The sequence below is a fragment of the Pseudothermotoga hypogea DSM 11164 = NBRC 106472 genome, from assembly GCF_000816145.1.
Lineage (GTDB): Bacteria > Thermotogota > Thermotogae > Thermotogales > DSM-5069 > Pseudothermotoga_A > Pseudothermotoga_A hypogea.
The window spans coordinates 1,975,503-1,991,318 of record NZ_CP007141.1 but is presented as its reverse complement, the minus strand read 5'-3'; the positions used below and the strand labels follow the sequence as shown (position 1 = coordinate 1,991,318).

Sequence of the window (15,816 nt, the reverse complement as noted above, 5' to 3'; positions counted from 1 at the left end):
ATCACAGCTCCTCAACGATCTGAAGTATGTCTTGCTCTGTCGCAGTCAGGCGCAGAAAAACATCTTCCAGGCTCGCCACGTTGTCTTTCACAAGCTTCCTCAGTTCGTCCATCGTGCCTTCCGCGATGAGCAAACCTTTGTCTATGATACCTATCCGCGAGCACATTTTTTCTGCTATCTCGAGTACGTGCGTCGTCATGAAGATCGTGCAACCTTCCGATGCGTACTTCGTGAGCAACAACTTCAGTATTTTCGCAGATTTGGCATCTAAGCCGACGGTTGGTTCATCCAAAAAGATCACCTTAGGTTTTCTCATCAACACACTCATCAAAAGCAGTTTCTGTTTCATTCCATGAGACATGTCGGAGATGTACTTGTCGAGATAGTTCACTCCAAAGGCTGTGGAGAGCTCTTCGATCCTGTCATGCATCGTTCGCTTGTCCAGACCAAATATCTCGATGATGAAGTTTAGGAACTCGTAACCCTTCAGGTTCGAATACATACGTGGTTCGTCGGGAACAACGCCGATCGATCTCTTGATCTTTATCTCGTCCTGCTTCATGTCCATGCCGAGCACGCGAACAGTTCCGGAAGTGGGTTTGAGCGTTCCGGTGAGCAATCTGATCGTCGTCGTCTTTCCGGCTCCGTTTGGACCGAGAAAACCGTAGATTTCACCCTGAAAAACCTTGAGGTTCAAATCCTTGACCGCACAAATTTTTCCGAAATTCTTGACCAGATTCTGAGTTTCTATGACAACGTTCGCCATCCTGTCCCTCCTACAATCTCTCCGCGGCCAGGCTCGCCAGAGCAGATCTAACCCCCATCTTCAGAGTGATGTGCGCTACGAGGGGGTTGCCGATCAGCCTGCTGGCCGCGTACACCAAGCCGTTGCTGTCTTTGTCCAGATAAGGTGTGTCTATCTGGTATGGATCACCGCACAATACGACCTTCGTGTTGTTTCCGATCCTGGTGAGAATGGTTTTCACCTCGTGTGGCGTCAGGTTCTGGGCTTCATCTATGATCACGAACTGGTTCGGTATGGTTCTTCCCCTTATGAAACTGAGTGCTTCTATTTCCATGACGTTCTTCTTCAGAAACTCCTTCAGACTCATTTCCACACGATCGAAGAGAAATTCCAGATTATCCATGATCGGTTGCATCCAAGGCTCGAGCTTCTCCTCGAGCGAACCGGGTAAGAATCCCACGTCTTTGCCCATGGGAACGAGTGGACGCGCCACGATGATCCTTCTGTATTTCTTCTGGTTGATCGTTTTTTCCAGCGCACAGGCGAGTGCTATGAGTGTTTTACCTGTCCCAGCCATTCCAACCAGCGTTACCAAAGAAACATCGTCGTCCATCATTGCGTCCATAGCGTAGAGCTGTTCTTCGTTCAGAGGTTGAACGCCCCAGATCGTGCTCGAAAGGTCCAAAGACAACTTCGCTGCCTTGCCTTGCTTCACCTTGAAGTACCCGTTGGGACTCTTGATGTACTCGTTCTCGAGAAAGCCGTCCAGCGATTCCCCTTCCGAGATGGTTCTTTCAGACATTCTGTAGCCATCTGGAAGCAACGCGAGATTGGATCTGTCCGTCAGATAATCTTGTGCCTGGATGCCCAATGCGGAGGCTTTCACCCGCAAACTTATATCCTTACTCACCAGTATCGTCGGGATCGAACTCGTTCTGCTCAGTCTCACGACATACGCGAGAATCCAGTTGTCTATGTACTTGGATCGAAAATACTCGACGAAGTCTTCCCTGAGGTTTGTCAGGCTCATCACTGTCAACGTTCCTCCGTTTTCCAAACGCACGCCTTTGGAAAGATCTCCAGACTGTCTGAGCCTGTCCAGTTCTCTCACCACTTGCCTTGCCGACCTGCCCACTGAGTCAGATCTTCTCTTGAGCGAATCGAGCTCTTCGAGAACCGGAAGGGGTATGACGATGTTGTTATCCTCGAAACTGTAGATGCTCTCCGGATCATGGACCAAAACGTTGGTGTCCAGAACGTAGTTCTTAACCATCATTCACCACTCCATGTCTTCACCAATTCGGTAACGTCCATCCTCAAATCACGAGTCATTCTCAAAAAAATCTTCGCAGTGATGATCGCATCATCCAGGGCCCTGTGTGTGGGTGCTGGAAGATCGTAATGTTTTGCGAGCCAGGAGAGAGTCTTTCTCTCCCTGAAGAGCAGTTCGGCGATCTCGTAAGTGTCCAAGAAACGCACAGTGGGAAGGAAAGTTCCAACATCCTTGGCCGTGAAATCGAGAAAGGTCAGGTCGAACTCCGCACGGTGAAAGATCATGACCGACCTGCTTATGTAACTGCGAATCTTGTCGAAAACTTCGTCCATGCTCGGTGCGTTCTGCAACTGTTCGTTCCCTATACCATGCACCTTTTCGATCGTGGCTGGGACTCGTATCTGCGGGTTCACCAAAGAATGGTAGATCCCTCTGTAGAGAATCTTGCCCTTGTAGATGGGCACCATGGCGACTTCTACTATGCGATCGCCGGCCAGAGGATCGGTACCCGTTGTTTCCGTGTCCATGGCGCAGAAGATGAGATCCGTCGGTCTCGTTCTCAAACCACTCTCTCCTTGATGTGCACATCGAGTTGCGGGAACGGTATCACGATGCCATTGGCTTCGAGTTCTCTCTTGATCCTGTTTGCCAAACTGTTGAGAGCATCGAAATAGTTCTGACGCTGGACCCAGAAATTCACATTGAAGTCTATCGAGGATGAACCGAATTCGGCGAAAACAATCGAGTTGGACCGTTCTGGGGACTTCTCAACGAATGGTTCTTCTTCAATGCATTTTCTGAGTATCTCCAAGACTTTTTCGAGATCGCTTCCGTAGGAAACTGAAACCTTCAGGGTGAATCTTCTAACGTTCGTGGGCCAGTAGTTGATAAGTCTTTGATTCCACACCTGCTTGTTGGGCACCAAGACGTGTTTCCCATCGAAAGTCCGCAGTACTGTGTGGTTGTAGTTCACAACCTCGACGATACCGGTGATACCATCTATCTCAACGACGTCATTCTCGTGGAGCTTCCCTGTGAATATCACTAACAAACCACTGATGAAGTTCGAAAGTGGTTCCTGGATTGCCAAACCGACCGCGATTCCACCGATTCCAAGGGCCGTCACGTAGGGTAACAAGTTCACTCGCCAGATTCCCAGGACAACCATAAGAGCGATAACAAAAGTAATCGTGAGGAGTATGATCCGAAGCGTGTTTTTCATTCGAAGTTCTTTACCGAGTCTTTCCGCACCTTTGAGTATGCTTGCGTATAAGAACCGATAAGCACCATAAGCGACAGCAACAGTGATGGCAGTTTTAATCAGCCTGATGACCACAGTCATCTCGTACACCTCCAAGAATCATAATAGCACAGTGTTTCGAGTATAATCACTGTAGTGAACGTGGGAGGTGGAGTGTGTGAAGATAGTCGAATCTGCACCGAACTTCAGTGAGGGAAGAAACGAAGAGATCGTTAGGCAAATAATTGCTCAGGCTGAAGGAGTTCAGGACGTGTGGATCTTGGACTGGTCAATGGACATCGACCACAACAGGTCCGTGGTGACGTTGGTGGGTTCACCCGAGCCACTTTTGGAGGCGCTCTTCAGGATGACCAAGAAGGCCATGGAGCTCATTGATCTGAGGACGCACAAAGGAGAACATCCGCGGATGGGCGCGACGGACGTTATACCTCTTGTGCCGGTTATGAACATCACGATGGAAGAATGCGTGGAACTGTCGAAAAGACTTGGAAAGCGGATAGGTGACGAACTGAATATACCCGTTTTTCTTTACGAAAGGTCGGCGACAGCTCCTCACAGGGAAAATTTGGCGGACATAAGGAAAGGCGAGTTCGAAGGTTTCTTCGAGAAGATCAAAGATCCGCGCTGGAAACCAGACTTCGGGCCAGAAGAAGTACACCCAACAGCGGGTGTAACCGCAGTGGGGGCGAGGGAGTATCTGATAGCGTTCAATGTGAATCTGGGAACGACGAGGATAGAGATCGCCGAAAAGATTGCGAAGGCCGTACGACACATCAGCGGTGGGTACAGGTACGTCAAGGCGATCGCCGTGGACTTGAAGGAAAAGGGCATGGTTCAGGTATCGATGAACATGACGAACTACAAGAAGAGTCCCTTGTTCAGAGTCTTCGAAACGATAAAGCGAGAAGCGGAAAGATACGGCGTGCCCGTTGTGGGTACGGAGATCATAGGTATGGTTCCGATGCAGGCGATGCTCGAAGTTGCCCAGTTCTATTTGCAACTCGACGACTTTGACATGAACAGGATCATCGAGAGCAAGATCCTCGAGATACTTGCCAACAAACTGAAAGAGGTGGAGCAATGATAGAACTCATCGTTGCTGCGGACAAACTTTGTACACCGAAGGGTAACGGCCCGAAATCAGGACAGGACATGTCTCAAGTCGAGCTCTTGGAAGGTGTGTACATCTGGATCGAGAGTGGAAAAATAGTCGAAATCTCCACGTCGAAACCAAAGAGCTTTGTCAGGTTCGTCGAAGCAGATCTGGTGGTCCCTGGCTTCGTCGACTGTCACACGCACATACCTTTCTACGGTTTCAGGGAGAACGATTTTCTCAAGCGCGTGGGTGGAGCGACCTATTTGCAGCTGCACAGCTCGGGTGGGGGGTTGTTTGAGACCGTCGAAAAAGTGAGAAAGGCTTCAGAAACCGACCTTTTGAGGTTTAATCTGAGGTTTCTGAGGGAACTTTTGAAAAAGGGTGTAACGACCGTGGAGTGCAAGAGCGGCTATGGACTCGACAGGGAAAACGAGTTGAAACAACTGAACGTGATCGACAAACTTTCCAAGATTGCCCCGCAGGACATCGTTTCCACTTTTCTCGGTGCGCACGCCATTCCCAAAGGTCTGAACGAGGGTGAGTATGTCGATCAGTTGATCGACATGCTGGACGAAGTCAAGAACTACACAAACTTCGTTGACATCTTCTGCGATGTTGGGGCCTTCAGCGTGGAATCAGCAAAAACCTTCTTAACGAAGGCATTAGAAAAGGGCTTCAAGTTGCGTATTCACGCGGACGAAATATCGAACATAGGAGCGAGCAGGCTCGCTGCGGAGTTGAAGGCCGTCTCTGCGGATCATCTCTTAAAGATAGACGAAGACGCCATCCAAGCGTTGGCCGGGTCGGGAACGATCGCAGTCTTGATGCCTTCGACGAGTTTCCATTTGAATGAAACGTATGCACCGGCACGAAAGTTCATTGAATCGAACGTACCCGTAGCCATCGCAAGTGATTTCAATCCTGGTTCGAGTCCCACGCTGGAGCCGACGTTCGTCATGCATTTGGCCGTGAGATATCTGAAAATGTCCCCAGAAGAAATACTTACAGCTTTCACGCTCAATGCATCCTGTGTGCTCGGTCTTTCCGAAAGAATCGGAACTGTTGAGGTTGGAAAGCAAGCAGATTTGGTCCTGTATGATGATGCGAATCTTCTCACACTTCCGTACATGATTGGCCTGACTCCCAAAGCTGTTGTGAAGAGAGGTCAGGTTTTTGAGAATTGATGTGTTCGTTCTGGGCAAGCTGAAGGACTTCGCGCAGATCGCCAACGAATATGTCAAGATGCTTTCGCAGTTCCACGAGGTGAAACTGCTCGAGCTGGGGCACGAGAACATCGAAGACACCTCCTCTCTGAAGAGAGATTCGGCGAAGGTTCTCAGAATGTTGAGAGACGACGATCACCTCATCCTTCTGGATGAGCACGGTAAGGACTTTGACTCGATTTCCTTCGCTCATCACATCTCTGAACTCATCATGACCAGAGGCAAACTCGTTTTTTTGGTGGGTGGGCCCCTCGGTGTGGACGATAGTTTGAAAAAAAGGGCAAACGAAAGAATTTCACTTTCAAAGCTGACGTTAACGCATCGAATCGCAACGATAGTTCTTCTGGAGCAACTTTTCAGAAGTTTTAAGATTCTGAGCAACCAGAAGTATCATTATTAAACTGGAGGTGGTTTTCTGGTGGAGGATCCTTACGGTAGTTTGTTGCAGCTTTTGATAATGATCTTGCTACTGGCCTTTTCGGCACTTTTCTCAGCCTCGGAGACGGCCCTGACGTCTTTGAGCAGGCTTAAACTGATCAAGAAAAACGAGCAAGAATCGATCCACAGAGTCAACCGTATGTTGACCGCGGTTTTGATCATGAACAACTTCGTCAATCTCATGCTTTCGTCTGTCGCCACGTTGCTGTTCGTCAGGTTGTTCAGCAATCTGAATGAGGGTCTCGTGGCTTTGCTTGGAACGATCTTCGTCACGCTGATCGTGCTCGTGGTGGGGGAGATTTCTCCGAAGATCTACGCGAGGGAGTATTCTGAACGTGTGTACCAGCGCGTGGACAGGCTGTTGAGATTCTTGGATCGAGTTCTTGCTCCTTTGATAAACCCGCTGCTCCACATCAGCAACCTGTTGGTGCGTCTGCTGGGTGGCAAGGCGATGGAGGATGCACCGTTCATAACCACTGAAGACATTATCAACGCCGTGAGCGCTGGCACCGAGGGTGGTACGATAAGCAAACAGGAAGGAATGATTGTCGAGCGTACTTTCGAAATGAGCGAGACCGACATAAAGGAGATCATGACGCCCAGGGTGGACGTGGTTGCCATCAGTGAGAGCGCCACGATAGAAGAATTCATCAAACTTGTGAATGAAGAGGGTTATTCACGAATCCCTGTTTACAAGGAAGACATCGACGACATCGTAGGCATCTGCTATGTGAAGGATGCCGTGGGGCTCATCGAAGAGCTGGGATGGGAAGTCGCCAGAAACAAGAAAGTTTCGGAAATCATGAGAGAACCCATATTCGTGCCTGAGACCATGAAGGTGAGCACGCTGTTAAGGGTGTTCAAGGAGAAGAAGATGCACATGGCGATCGTGGTGGATGAGTTCGGTGGCACTGCAGGCATCGTAACGCTGGAGGACATCCTCGAAGAGCTCGTAGGAGAGATCATGGACGAGTACGACTACGACGAGACGAGTGGGATAAAGAAGGTGACAGAGAACAGTTATATGGTGAGGGGCACGACACCTTTGAACGACATCGAGAGAGAACTTGACGTCGAATTTCCACCGACCGAGCATGAAACACTTGCAGGTTATCTGCTCGAACAATTTCAGAGGATTCCTTCCGTCGGCGAAGAGCTGGACGTGAACGGCTTTCACTTCAAGATTGTCGCCGCGACTAAGAGTAAGATAGAAAGAGTTTTGATGACGATAAAGAGGGGAGAAACGAATGAACGAGACCAAGTTGATAGAAAAAGCGATTGAAGCGATGAGCAAAGCCTACGCACCCTACTCCAAATTCAAGGTCGGTGCAGCACTTTTGACGAAGTCTGGCAGGATCTTCACAGGTTGCAACGTGGAAAATGCATCGTTCGGTCTATCCATCTGTGCGGAACGGGTGGCGATATTCTCAGCTGTTGCGGCAGGTGAGGTACAATTCGAGAAGCTCGTTGTTGTTGCGAACACAGACTCGCCCGTCAGCCCGTGCGGTGCATGCAGGCAGGTCATGAGTGAGTTCGGAGATTTTGAAGTTCTGCTCGTCAACACAAGGAGAGAAGTGGTCAGAACCCGAGTCTCTGAGCTTCTACCACGTGCTTTCAAACTCAGGGAGGGATGAATTTGAAGTCTGGTTTCGTCACACTCGTTGGAAGACCAAACGTTGGCAAGTCCAGTCTGATCAACAGCTTCGTGGGAAGAAAGGTTCTCATCGTGACTGAGAAACCACAGACGACGCGTAATCGCATACGTTGTGTTTACACCGATTCTGAACACCAGATCATCTTCATCGACACACCTGGAATCCACAAACCTATGCACAGGTTGGGACACTTCATGGTCGAGGCCGCGATACAGGCGATGAAAGGTGTGGATCTGATACTGTTCGTTGTGGACGCAACGAAGGGTCTGGGAGAGCCCGAAGAACGTATCGTTGAACTCCTCAGGGCTTCCAAGAACAGAACGTTCCTGGTTATCAACAAGATAGACCTCGCTGAGGATTACCATCGATGGGCGGAGCTGGCCAAGGAGAAATACGAGTTTGAAAAGGTTTTCTTCACCAGTGTGGTTAAAAACGAGGGAATCGCAGAGCTGTTCGAAGCTGTCAAGTCGGCTATGCCGGATGGTCCAATGTATTTTCCGCCCGACACGGTTACGGACCGCCCACTCTCGTTCCAGTTCGCAGAGATCATCCGTGAAAAGGTTCTGTTGCTCACGAGAGACGAAGTTCCACATTGCGTTGCGGTGATCGTGGATGAGATAACTGAGAGGGAAAACGGGGTGATGTACGTGGCCGCGACCATCTACGTCGAGAGGGACTCGCAGAAAGGAATACTCATAGGCAAGGACGGTAGGATGATAAAGCAAATCGGCACGCTCGCCAGGCTCGAGATGGAGCAGATCACCGCTAAAAAGATATACCTTGATCTGCATGTGAAGGTCAAGAAAAATTGGCGGGACAAAGATTTCATAATCCTGAACGAAATAGGGATGAAGGACGATCTGCGATGAGACCCAGACTGTACGTGGACCTTTCCAAGATACGTGCGAACGCGCAGAGAGTGCTTGAATTTCTATCGAAACATGGAATCGAGTTGGTCGCAGTCACGAAGGTCACACTGGGCGATCCAAACATCGCAAGAGTGCTACGTGAAGCTGGCGTTCGGATCATAGGTGAGTCGAGAATTCAAAACGTTGAAAGATTGATCTCGAGTGGTGTGACTGGGCCTTTCATGATGCTCAGAATACCCCAGCTCAGCGAAATAGATAGCATTGTTGGTCTGTGCGACTATATCCTTGTTTCTGAACTCGATGTTGTGAGGAAAATAGAGGAACTCTGCAGAGAAAAGAAACACAGAACGAAGCTGATCTACATGGTCGACGTGGGTGATCTCAGGGAGGGAGTCTGGTACGAAAATGCGGTGGAAGAAGTGGTGCAAGCCGCGAAAATGTGTGACTGGGCTGAGCTCTGTGGTGTGGGGACAAACCTTGGTTGTTACGGTGGGGTGTTGGCGAGCGAGGAAAACATGAGAATGTTGTTGAACATCAGAGATAACGTTGAAAGGCTCACCAAAAAGTCCTTCCCCATAGTTTCTGGTGGCAACACGTCGGCTTTGAAACTGGTTGAAGAGGAAAGGCTCCCACAGGGTGTGAACCAGTTCAGGGTGGGGGAAGCGATCTATCTGGGTACGGATGTGACGAACAATAGAGAAATAAGCTGGCTTGAAAGAGATGCGTTCATACTTGAAGCGGAAGTGATAGAGCTGAAGACCAAACCGTCCGTTCCAGTGGGCGAAACGGGTTTCGATGCTTTTGGTAGGAAGCCAAACTTCTTTGACAAAGGTTGGCGGCGAAGGGCGATACTTGCACTCGGAGAGCAAGACACCGTGCCGGGCCAGTTAAAACCGTTGGACGAGAAGGTAGAAGTTATACACGCATCGAGCGATCACACAATCGTTGATATCAGCGATGTGGACAGATCGATCCGCGTGGGAGACACAATGAAATTCAGACTCACGTATGCAGCCCTGTTGAGAGCGATGACTTGTCCCCACGTCGAAAAGATTTACGTGTGAGGGAGGTTGAGTGAATGGCCTTCTTGGATGAGAACTATCTTTTGACCAATCCAACTGCGAGGGAAATCTATCCCTTGGTGAAGGATCTTCCAATAGTGGACGCACACAACCACAGCGATGCCAAAGAAATCGTTGAGAACAGAGGCTGGAACGACATTTGGGAAGCGGAGGCCGCAACAGACCACTACGTGTGGGAGCTGATGAGGAGAAGGAACGTTCCTGAAGAAAAGATCACTGGAAAGGCCAGCAATTACGAAAAATGGCTCGCGCTCGCTGAGGTCTTTCCGAAATTCGTCGGCAATCCAACCTATGAATGGATCCATCTGGATCTGAAAAGGCGCTTCCACATCCATGAAATCATTTCGAAAGATACCGCGCAGATCATCTGGAACAAGGCGAAAGAAAGGCTTCAAAGCGATGACATGAAGCCGCAGAAGCTTCTGCAGAACATGGGTGTTGAGATCATGTGCACGACGAACGATCCAGTGGAAGATCTCTATTATCATATCCTCGCGCGCGAAAAAGTTAAGGGAACGAAGATACTGCCGACGTGGCGCCCCGACAGATTCTGCAAGGTTCATTCGCCGAACTTTAAGAACTTCGTCACACAGCTTGAGGAACGCACGAACGTTTCTATCGCAAAGCTTTCCGATTTTCTTGACGCGTTGAGGAAAACTCACGATCACTTCGACGAACTTGGTTGTGTGTGCAGCGATCATGCCTTGCTCGAACCAATCGTTCAGAGGATCGATGAGAATGTGGCGTCGGAGATATTCGAGAAGGCTTTGAAATCAGGTGTATCTTACGAAGAACATCTGAAGTTTCAGTCCTTCATGATGTACAAGTTTGCAGAGATGAACGCCGAAAAGAACTGGGTGATGCAGCTGCACATCGGAGCCATGAGGGATTACAGGACCAAGCTCTTCGAGGAGCTCGGTCCTGACAGTGGCGGAGACATAATCGCTGGCTTCGTCGATGTGGCGAGGGGTATGAAGGATTTCTTCAACGATTTCGATGGAAAGCTCGGGATCGTCCTCTACTGTATGGACATGAGCTACTTACCCGTTATGGCGACCATAGCGAGATCTTTTGAGAACGTCTTTCTGGGGGCCCCGTGGTGGTTCAACGATAGTCCTTTGGGTATGCGATCGCAGCTTGAATACATCGCCTCGGTGGATCTGCTGAGCAACTTCGTCGGCATGGTCACTGATTCGAGAAAGCTCGTGTCTTACGGTTCCAGGACAGAGATGTTCAGACGGGTTCTCTGCGACGTCGTTGGAAACATGGTTGAGCGCGGTCAGGTACCTTTGAAAGAGGCTGTCGAACTCTGTTTTGAACTGAGCTATCGCAGACCGAAAGAGTTCTTCTTTGGGAGATGAGAGGTGTGCAATTCAGTGAGAAGGACAGAAAGAAAATTGAGGCGAAGGTGAAAGAGGGTTACAACCTCATCGAGATCGTGGTGAAAAACAGAAACAGATTCGCGATATTTGAAAAGAACGAAAACTACATCGCGATCAAACTGTCCAAGTTGCCGAAACACAGCGAAGACGAGTTGAGCGAAGAATGATTCGATCGTTGCCCTGTCGATCACGCGTATTCTGACGACATGCACAGGATCTTTCCTATCTTCAAGTCGAACAGTCTCGAAGAGTTCGCGGGTCTTATCACCACGGCGGTGTCGAGACCTCTGCTGGAGCCACCGCACACAACCACCCATTCGTCGCACCTGACGAGTCCGGCATCGGCAGCCATCAGAGAGATCTCGACGCACACTTTGAAGCCCTGACTGATCAAACGGAGCGCGTCAGCGACTATCTCTGCCGCATGTATGTCCCCATATTTTCTTCTGAACGCCCTCTCCACACTCGAGAGCGCATGTGTTGCTGTGTGAACGATGTGGCCCGCCTCGATGAGGCGTTTCTTCACATCGGCCGAAAACTCGTCGCAGTTTGGTTCCTTGAAACCCACGTGGTGCGTGACGACGATGAGTTTGATCCCCTCTGGAACCATCGACAGCGCCTTCTCTGCACTGTAACCTCGTGAAGATGCGATGAGCAGTTTCTTCGACTCGGTCTTCAAAGCTTCCTCTATCGCGATCTTGAGAGTCGATTCCGTGTTGACTTCACCTTCAGTTTTGAACAGTATCATCCATCGCACCTCCTGCTATACTAATAGTACCAGATGCGAACCAATTGGAGGTGGCCCTCTTGGAAAGAATCAAACTGGACGATCTTCTCAAGTTCAAGTTCCTTTCGAGTCTAACGATCTCTCCGGATGCAAGCAAAGTAGCTTTCGTTGTCCACGAGATGAACCAAGACGACAACAACTACAAGTCAATCATTTGGCTCTACGATGCTCGAACGGCTCAACTGTCTCAGCTCACTTCGTCGAACCAAGACAGCTCGCCGCTCTGGTTGAACGATTCAAAGCTTCTCTTTGTTTCTTGGAGGGACGAGAAGGACAGAAAGAGAAAGGAAAACGGAGAACCCTTGACACCGTTTTACACGATCGACGTGACTCGAGGCGAGGCGAAACGTACTTTCGAACTACCCTTTTTCGTGAAGCAGATCAAGAAATTGAACGAGAACACACTCTTGTTCACAGCTGTTTATGATCACAGGCTGAAAGATTTCTGGAAGTTGTCCAAGGACGAAAGAGAAAACGTACTCAAAACGTTGAAGGAAGAGAAAGACTACGAGGTGCTCGACGAAATACCTTTCTGGTCCAACGGTTCTGGCTTCACGAACAAGAAGAGGATAAGACTCTTCAGCTACAACCTTCAAACCGGACAGATCGTACCCATCAGCGATGAACTTTCAAATGTTGAGCACTTTTCAGACAGTTTGGACGGAAGGACAGTTCTCTACGTGGCCAATCGATTCGAACACGTGATGAAACGATCCAACGATCTGTATCTTTACGATTTGGAGAAGAACGAATCGATAAAGCTCACGCACACCGACAACTTCAGATACACTTTCGCAGAGTTCATCGATGGCAAGGTCATCTTCGCAGGAAGCGACATGCGAAGATATGGCATCAACGAGAATCCCAAGTTCTACTCGCTCGATCTTTCGAGCGGACAAGTTGAGCTTCTCACACCAGACTTCGATGCCAGCCTTCACAACAGTGTGAACAGCGACTGCAGGTTCGGCTCGAACAGAACCTTCAAAGTCGATGGAAAATACCTATACTTCGTGAGCACACAGTGGCACGATGCCCAGATGTACAGGATCGATGGTTCAGGAAGGATCGAACAGCTCACGTTCAACAAAGGCTCCGTCGATGGTTTCGACGTGCTGAGTGGGAAGATCTTCTTTGTCGGTTTGAGGAACATGAAACTCCAAGAAATCTACGAGCTCGTTGTCGGGGAAGAAAAACAGATCAGCCAGTTCAACGAGTGGGTTCAAAAGGAGAGACACATCTCGAGGCCAGAACGTTTCACGTTCACCGCGAACGATGGTGTCACGATCGAAGGTTGGATCATGAAACCATTTGGCTTTGAACCTGGGAAGAAATATCCGACGGTCTTGGAGATCCACGGTGGTCCGAAGACCGTCTATGGAGAAGTCTTTTTCCACGAGATGCAACTGCTCGCAAGCGAAGGTTATGTTGTTTTGTACTGCAATCCTCGTGGGAGCGACGGCAGGGGAAACGAGTTCGCGGACATCCGTGGTAAGTACGGAACGATCGATTACGAGGACATAATGCAGCTCGTGGATGAGTGTCTGAAGAATTTCGCGTTCATAGATGAAAGCAAGTTGGGAGTCACGGGTGGATCTTACGGAGGCTTCATGACGAACTGGATCATCGGGCACACGCATCGTTTCAAGGCTGCGGTGTCTCAAAGGAGTATCGCGAACTGGATCAGCAAATTCGGAACGACGGACATAGGCTATTTCTTCGTTGAAGATCAGCACTTAGCCACACCGTGGAGTGACTTCGAAAAACTGTGGTGGCATTCGCCGATGAGGTACGCCAATGAAGTGAAGACTCCCACTTTGTTCATTCACTCAGAGGAAGACTACAGATGCTGGCTTGTCGAAGGCATCCAGATGTTCACGTCGTTGAAATACCATGGGGTGGAAACCAAGCTCGTCATGTTCAGAGGAGAAAACCACGAACTGAGCAGGAGTGGAAAACCGCTTCACAGGATGAGAAGACTCAAAGAAATCCTCGATTGGTTTGAAAAACATCTCAAATGAAGGGGCGCAAGGCCCCTTCGTTTTTTTCATGGGTTGATCTGTATATCACCCAAGTCGACTCTTTGGTTCGTCACGGTCAGTTGGATCGTCGTCGCTGGCTCGGGATCCTGTGAAGATTGCCAATTGGTGTACAGCTTCAACTCGTAAGTACCAGGTCTCACCTTGCAGAGTTTGAACTCACCTTCTTGCCATTTGCCAGATCTTTTGTGCGTGAGCGTCACCGCCGTTGAACTTGACTGAGTTGTTTCGAAGAGTGCAACGAGAACGTGAGGAACTCCGTTGCCGTTTTGATCGACAACTCGTCCTGTCACATCGTAGAGTTGGCCGTAACGCACGTTGATCACGGGAGTCATGTGATACTCCACTGGGTTTTGTCCGTGTTGATTGCTCGTTTCAGATCCTGTGACCTTGATGGATCTTGAAAGATCGAAGTCAAGAACGATCTTTGAGCCTTCTGTGACTTCGAAGCCTTGAAGATTGTACTTCAAAGATCCCGAATCGATCCTCAGCGAGTGATCTGTTCCATCCACGGTGATCGTGGCGCTGGAGATCTCAAAACGCAGTTGGCCATAGATTCCAGCCGGAACTGAACCAAGGTAAAGTTCCTCTCCAACGAGTTCAAGAAGGTTCACGGTCGTTGCCTCGTCGCTGACGACCACGGTCGCATCGTCGCTCAAGAGTAATATCCGATCGATCGTTACAAAAATGCTTTCAACTTGTTCAATGGGAAGCACCGCATCGGTGAGGTAGACTCCAACGCTCTTTGAAGAATTCGAACCGCCAGTCAAGATAGTGCACGCAACGAGTGACAGAAACAGTGCCGAAACGATCAGAGACAGCAACCATCTTTTCATAACGTCACCTCCTTTTGTTTAATATTACCACACGATCCACAAAAAGTCTCATGCTCGTTTTTTCAACTTAAAAGGCTATGTGCAGTGTGGATCAAGTATCATCTTTGATCATCTTATTATCTCTCCAAAGCTCTTCCGTAAGTTTAATTATGAAGCCTACATCACTGAGTGTTGAAGACCAGTCATACGTCTGTCTCCAGCTCCAGTGGATACGGACTCAGATAGCGCTGGTCCAAAAGGTAATCGATGTGAAGCTTGCGCGCGTATTCTCTGAAGATCGCTCTGATCTTCGTCAAGCTTGTCGAACCCGTTGCGAAATCGTCGAGCAAGCTCAGCAGTTTTCTTTTCTCAACATCGTTGACTCTGTCTTTGAAGTATCCATAGATGTGTTGCAGCACGTTGAAATGTTTAGCCTTCGTTGGTTTGATCGTAAGAGCCATGGTGAACAGATCGCTGTACTCTCTCGTAAGATCGGCCAAAGTCAAAGCGTTCAAATTGGAAACGAGCCTTCCGAGCTTCTTCAAAAGCGAAGGGCTGTGTGCCATGAGCAAGTACTTGTACCTTTCGTGAAATTTCAAGACGTCCATTTTTGTAAAGCCACCTTCGAACATTCCTCTCATCTCCGCACTGGCAAAGATCCTGCAAAGGAAATGCTCTCGTAGCCAGAAGTTCCTCAACCTGAATTCGTCTATGAACGCGGCCTTGGAGAATTTCTCCATCGCCATCTGCGCAAAGATGCCGGACGTCTTCAAAACGAGCTTTTTGTTTTCAGAGAATCTGTAAGCCGTGGCGTCCGAGAGAGCGCAGGATGGAGACTTTCTCTTGAGCACGAATCCATCAACCGCACCGAGTTTTTCTAAAAAATCCGCGCTGAACTCTACCAATCTTTTCGTGAGATCTTGACCTGTGTCTTTCTGCATTAACCGTTTCTCACCGTCGAAAACGATCACTATGGGAGATCGAGGAACGCTCAAACCGATTCCGACCTCAGGACAGACCGGGACCACATCGACGTGCTCTGCGAGCTTTTTGCAGAATTCGTCTTCGATGATTCGTGCGTTGTATCTGACGGGTTCACAGTTCAAACAAGCCGAGAAAACCAACCTTGGGCGAGCAAAACTTCCTCGCACACC

The 15,816-nt window shown here is 49.2% G+C and carries 17 protein-coding genes; 10 read left to right on the top strand and 7 right to left on the bottom strand.

Annotated features, from left to right (window positions below):
- Nucleotide 1: 1 nt before the first annotated feature.
- From AJ81_RS09770 to AJ81_RS09755, 4 genes are read right to left on the bottom strand one after another with little or no spacing between them, the layout of a single operon-like run.
- Nucleotides 2-766 carry an ABC transporter ATP-binding protein gene (locus tag AJ81_RS09770; protein ID WP_031502578.1) on the bottom strand — a complete coding sequence of 255 codons (765 nt, stop codon included), beginning with the start codon at nt 764-766 and terminating at the stop codon, nt 2-4.
- A gap of 10 nt (nt 767-776) precedes the next feature.
- Nucleotides 777-2,018 (bottom strand): PhoH family protein, encoded by a 1,242-nt coding sequence (locus AJ81_RS09765; protein ID WP_031502576.1) that lies wholly within the window; start codon nt 2,016-2,018, stop codon nt 777-779.
- Nucleotides 2,018-2,581 (bottom strand): 3'-5' exonuclease, encoded by a 564-nt coding sequence (locus AJ81_RS09760; RefSeq protein WP_231845432.1) that lies wholly within the window; start codon nt 2,579-2,581, stop codon nt 2,018-2,020. The genes AJ81_RS09765 and AJ81_RS09760 overlap by 1 nt, the downstream gene beginning before the upstream one ends.
- Entirely contained in the window at nt 2,578-3,360 is a 783-nt protein-coding gene (locus AJ81_RS09755) for a mechanosensitive ion channel family protein (protein WP_031502572.1), read from the bottom strand. Before AJ81_RS09755 ends, AJ81_RS09760 begins: the two co-directional genes overlap by 4 nt.
- A gap of 76 nt (nt 3,361-3,436) precedes the next feature.
- Here AJ81_RS09755 and ftcD point away from each other — a divergent pair, with 76 nt between their 5' ends.
- From ftcD to AJ81_RS09710, 9 genes are read left to right on the top strand one after another with little or no spacing between them, the layout of a single operon-like run.
- Complete coding sequence (gene ftcD, locus AJ81_RS09750; RefSeq protein ID WP_031502571.1) at nt 3,437-4,363, top strand: glutamate formimidoyltransferase; 927 nt, start codon at nt 3,437-3,439, stop codon at nt 4,361-4,363.
- Nucleotides 4,360-5,559, top strand: a complete 1,200-nt coding sequence (gene hutI, locus AJ81_RS09745) for an imidazolonepropionase (protein WP_031502570.1) — start codon at nt 4,360-4,362, stop codon at nt 5,557-5,559. Before ftcD ends, hutI begins: the two co-directional genes overlap by 4 nt.
- Nucleotides 5,549-5,998, top strand: a complete 450-nt coding sequence (locus tag AJ81_RS09740) for a 23S rRNA (pseudouridine(1915)-N(3))-methyltransferase RlmH (RefSeq protein WP_031502568.1) — start codon at nt 5,549-5,551, stop codon at nt 5,996-5,998. Before hutI ends, AJ81_RS09740 begins: the two co-directional genes overlap by 11 nt.
- An 18-nt stretch (nt 5,999-6,016) precedes the next feature.
- Nucleotides 6,017-7,318, top strand: coding sequence for a hemolysin family protein (locus AJ81_RS09735; RefSeq protein WP_031502566.1), 1,302 nt, complete (start codon nt 6,017-6,019; stop codon nt 7,316-7,318).
- Entirely contained in the window at nt 7,284-7,670 is a 387-nt protein-coding gene (locus AJ81_RS09730; protein WP_031502565.1) for a cytidine deaminase, read from the top strand. Before AJ81_RS09735 ends, AJ81_RS09730 begins: the two co-directional genes overlap by 35 nt.
- Before the next feature lie 2 nt (nt 7,671-7,672).
- Nucleotides 7,673-8,560 carry a GTPase Era gene (gene era / locus AJ81_RS09725; protein WP_096325191.1) on the top strand — a complete coding sequence of 296 codons (888 nt, stop codon included), beginning with the start codon at nt 7,673-7,675 and terminating at the stop codon, nt 8,558-8,560.
- The gene (locus AJ81_RS09720) at nt 8,557-9,624 is read left to right on the top strand and encodes an alanine/ornithine racemase family PLP-dependent enzyme (RefSeq protein ID WP_031502562.1); all 1,068 of its coding nucleotides are present in this window, start codon (nt 8,557-8,559) and stop codon (nt 9,622-9,624) included. Before era ends, AJ81_RS09720 begins: the two co-directional genes overlap by 4 nt.
- Before the next feature lie 14 nt (nt 9,625-9,638).
- On the top strand, nt 9,639-11,003 hold the full coding sequence (gene uxaC, locus AJ81_RS09715; protein WP_031502561.1) for a glucuronate isomerase: 1,365 nt from the start codon (nt 9,639-9,641) through the stop codon (nt 11,001-11,003).
- 5 nt (nt 11,004-11,008) lie between these two features.
- Nucleotides 11,009-11,191, top strand: a complete 183-nt coding sequence (locus tag AJ81_RS09710) for a hypothetical protein (protein ID WP_231845433.1) — start codon at nt 11,009-11,011, stop codon at nt 11,189-11,191.
- A 20-nt stretch (nt 11,192-11,211) separates the two neighbouring features.
- Here AJ81_RS09710 and AJ81_RS09705 read toward each other — a convergent pair whose 3' ends face one another.
- Nucleotides 11,212-11,772: a pyruvate kinase alpha/beta domain-containing protein gene (locus AJ81_RS09705; RefSeq protein ID WP_031502557.1), complete on the bottom strand. Its 561-nt coding sequence runs from the start codon at nt 11,770-11,772 to the stop codon at nt 11,212-11,214.
- Nucleotides 11,773-11,822: 50 nt separating this feature from the next.
- Between AJ81_RS09705 and AJ81_RS09700 the strand changes: the two genes are divergently transcribed.
- Nucleotides 11,823-13,829 carry a S9 family peptidase gene (locus tag AJ81_RS09700; RefSeq protein ID WP_306452433.1) on the top strand — a complete coding sequence of 669 codons (2,007 nt, stop codon included), beginning with the start codon at nt 11,823-11,825 and terminating at the stop codon, nt 13,827-13,829.
- A gap of 26 nt (nt 13,830-13,855) precedes the next feature.
- Here the strand turns inward: AJ81_RS09700 and AJ81_RS09695 are convergent, their stop codons facing one another.
- Both AJ81_RS09695 and AJ81_RS09690 read right to left on the bottom strand, forming a co-directional pair.
- A complete protein-coding gene (locus AJ81_RS09695; protein ID WP_031502554.1) occupies nt 13,856-14,683 on the bottom strand; it encodes a DUF4382 domain-containing protein in 828 nt (275 codons plus the stop codon).
- 182 nt (nt 14,684-14,865) lie between these two features.
- Entirely contained in the window at nt 14,866-15,813 is a 948-nt protein-coding gene (locus AJ81_RS09690; RefSeq protein ID WP_031502553.1) for a YbgA family protein, read from the bottom strand.
- Nucleotides 15,814-15,816: the final 3 nt, after the last annotated feature.

What these genes read in the sequence shown, in the direction of transcription:
- AJ81_RS09730 (WP_031502565.1), top strand. Translation starts at nt 7,284, where the DNA reads ATGAACGAGACCAAGTTGATAGAAAAAGCGATTGAAGCGATGAGCAAA.
- uxaC (WP_031502561.1), top strand. Translation starts at nt 9,639, where the DNA reads ATGGCCTTCTTGGATGAGAACTATCTTTTGACCAATCCAACTGCGAGG.
- hutI (WP_031502570.1), top strand. Translation starts at nt 4,360, where the DNA reads ATGATAGAACTCATCGTTGCTGCGGACAAACTTTGTACACCGAAGGGT.
- AJ81_RS09770 (WP_031502578.1), bottom strand. Translation starts at nt 766, where the DNA reads ATGGCGAACGTTGTCATAGAAACTCAGAATCTGGTCAAGAATTTCGGA.
- AJ81_RS09765 (WP_031502576.1), bottom strand. Translation starts at nt 2,018, where the DNA reads ATGGTTAAGAACTACGTTCTGGACACCAACGTTTTGGTCCATGATCCG.
- AJ81_RS09755 (WP_031502572.1), bottom strand. Translation starts at nt 3,360, where the DNA reads ATGACTGTGGTCATCAGGCTGATTAAAACTGCCATCACTGTTGCTGTC.
- AJ81_RS09695 (WP_031502554.1), bottom strand. Translation starts at nt 14,683, where the DNA reads ATGAAAAGATGGTTGCTGTCTCTGATCGTTTCGGCACTGTTTCTGTCA.
- AJ81_RS09705 (WP_031502557.1), bottom strand. Translation starts at nt 11,772, where the DNA reads ATGATACTGTTCAAAACTGAAGGTGAAGTCAACACGGAATCGACTCTC.
- AJ81_RS09720 (WP_031502562.1), top strand. Translation starts at nt 8,557, where the DNA reads ATGAGACCCAGACTGTACGTGGACCTTTCCAAGATACGTGCGAACGCG.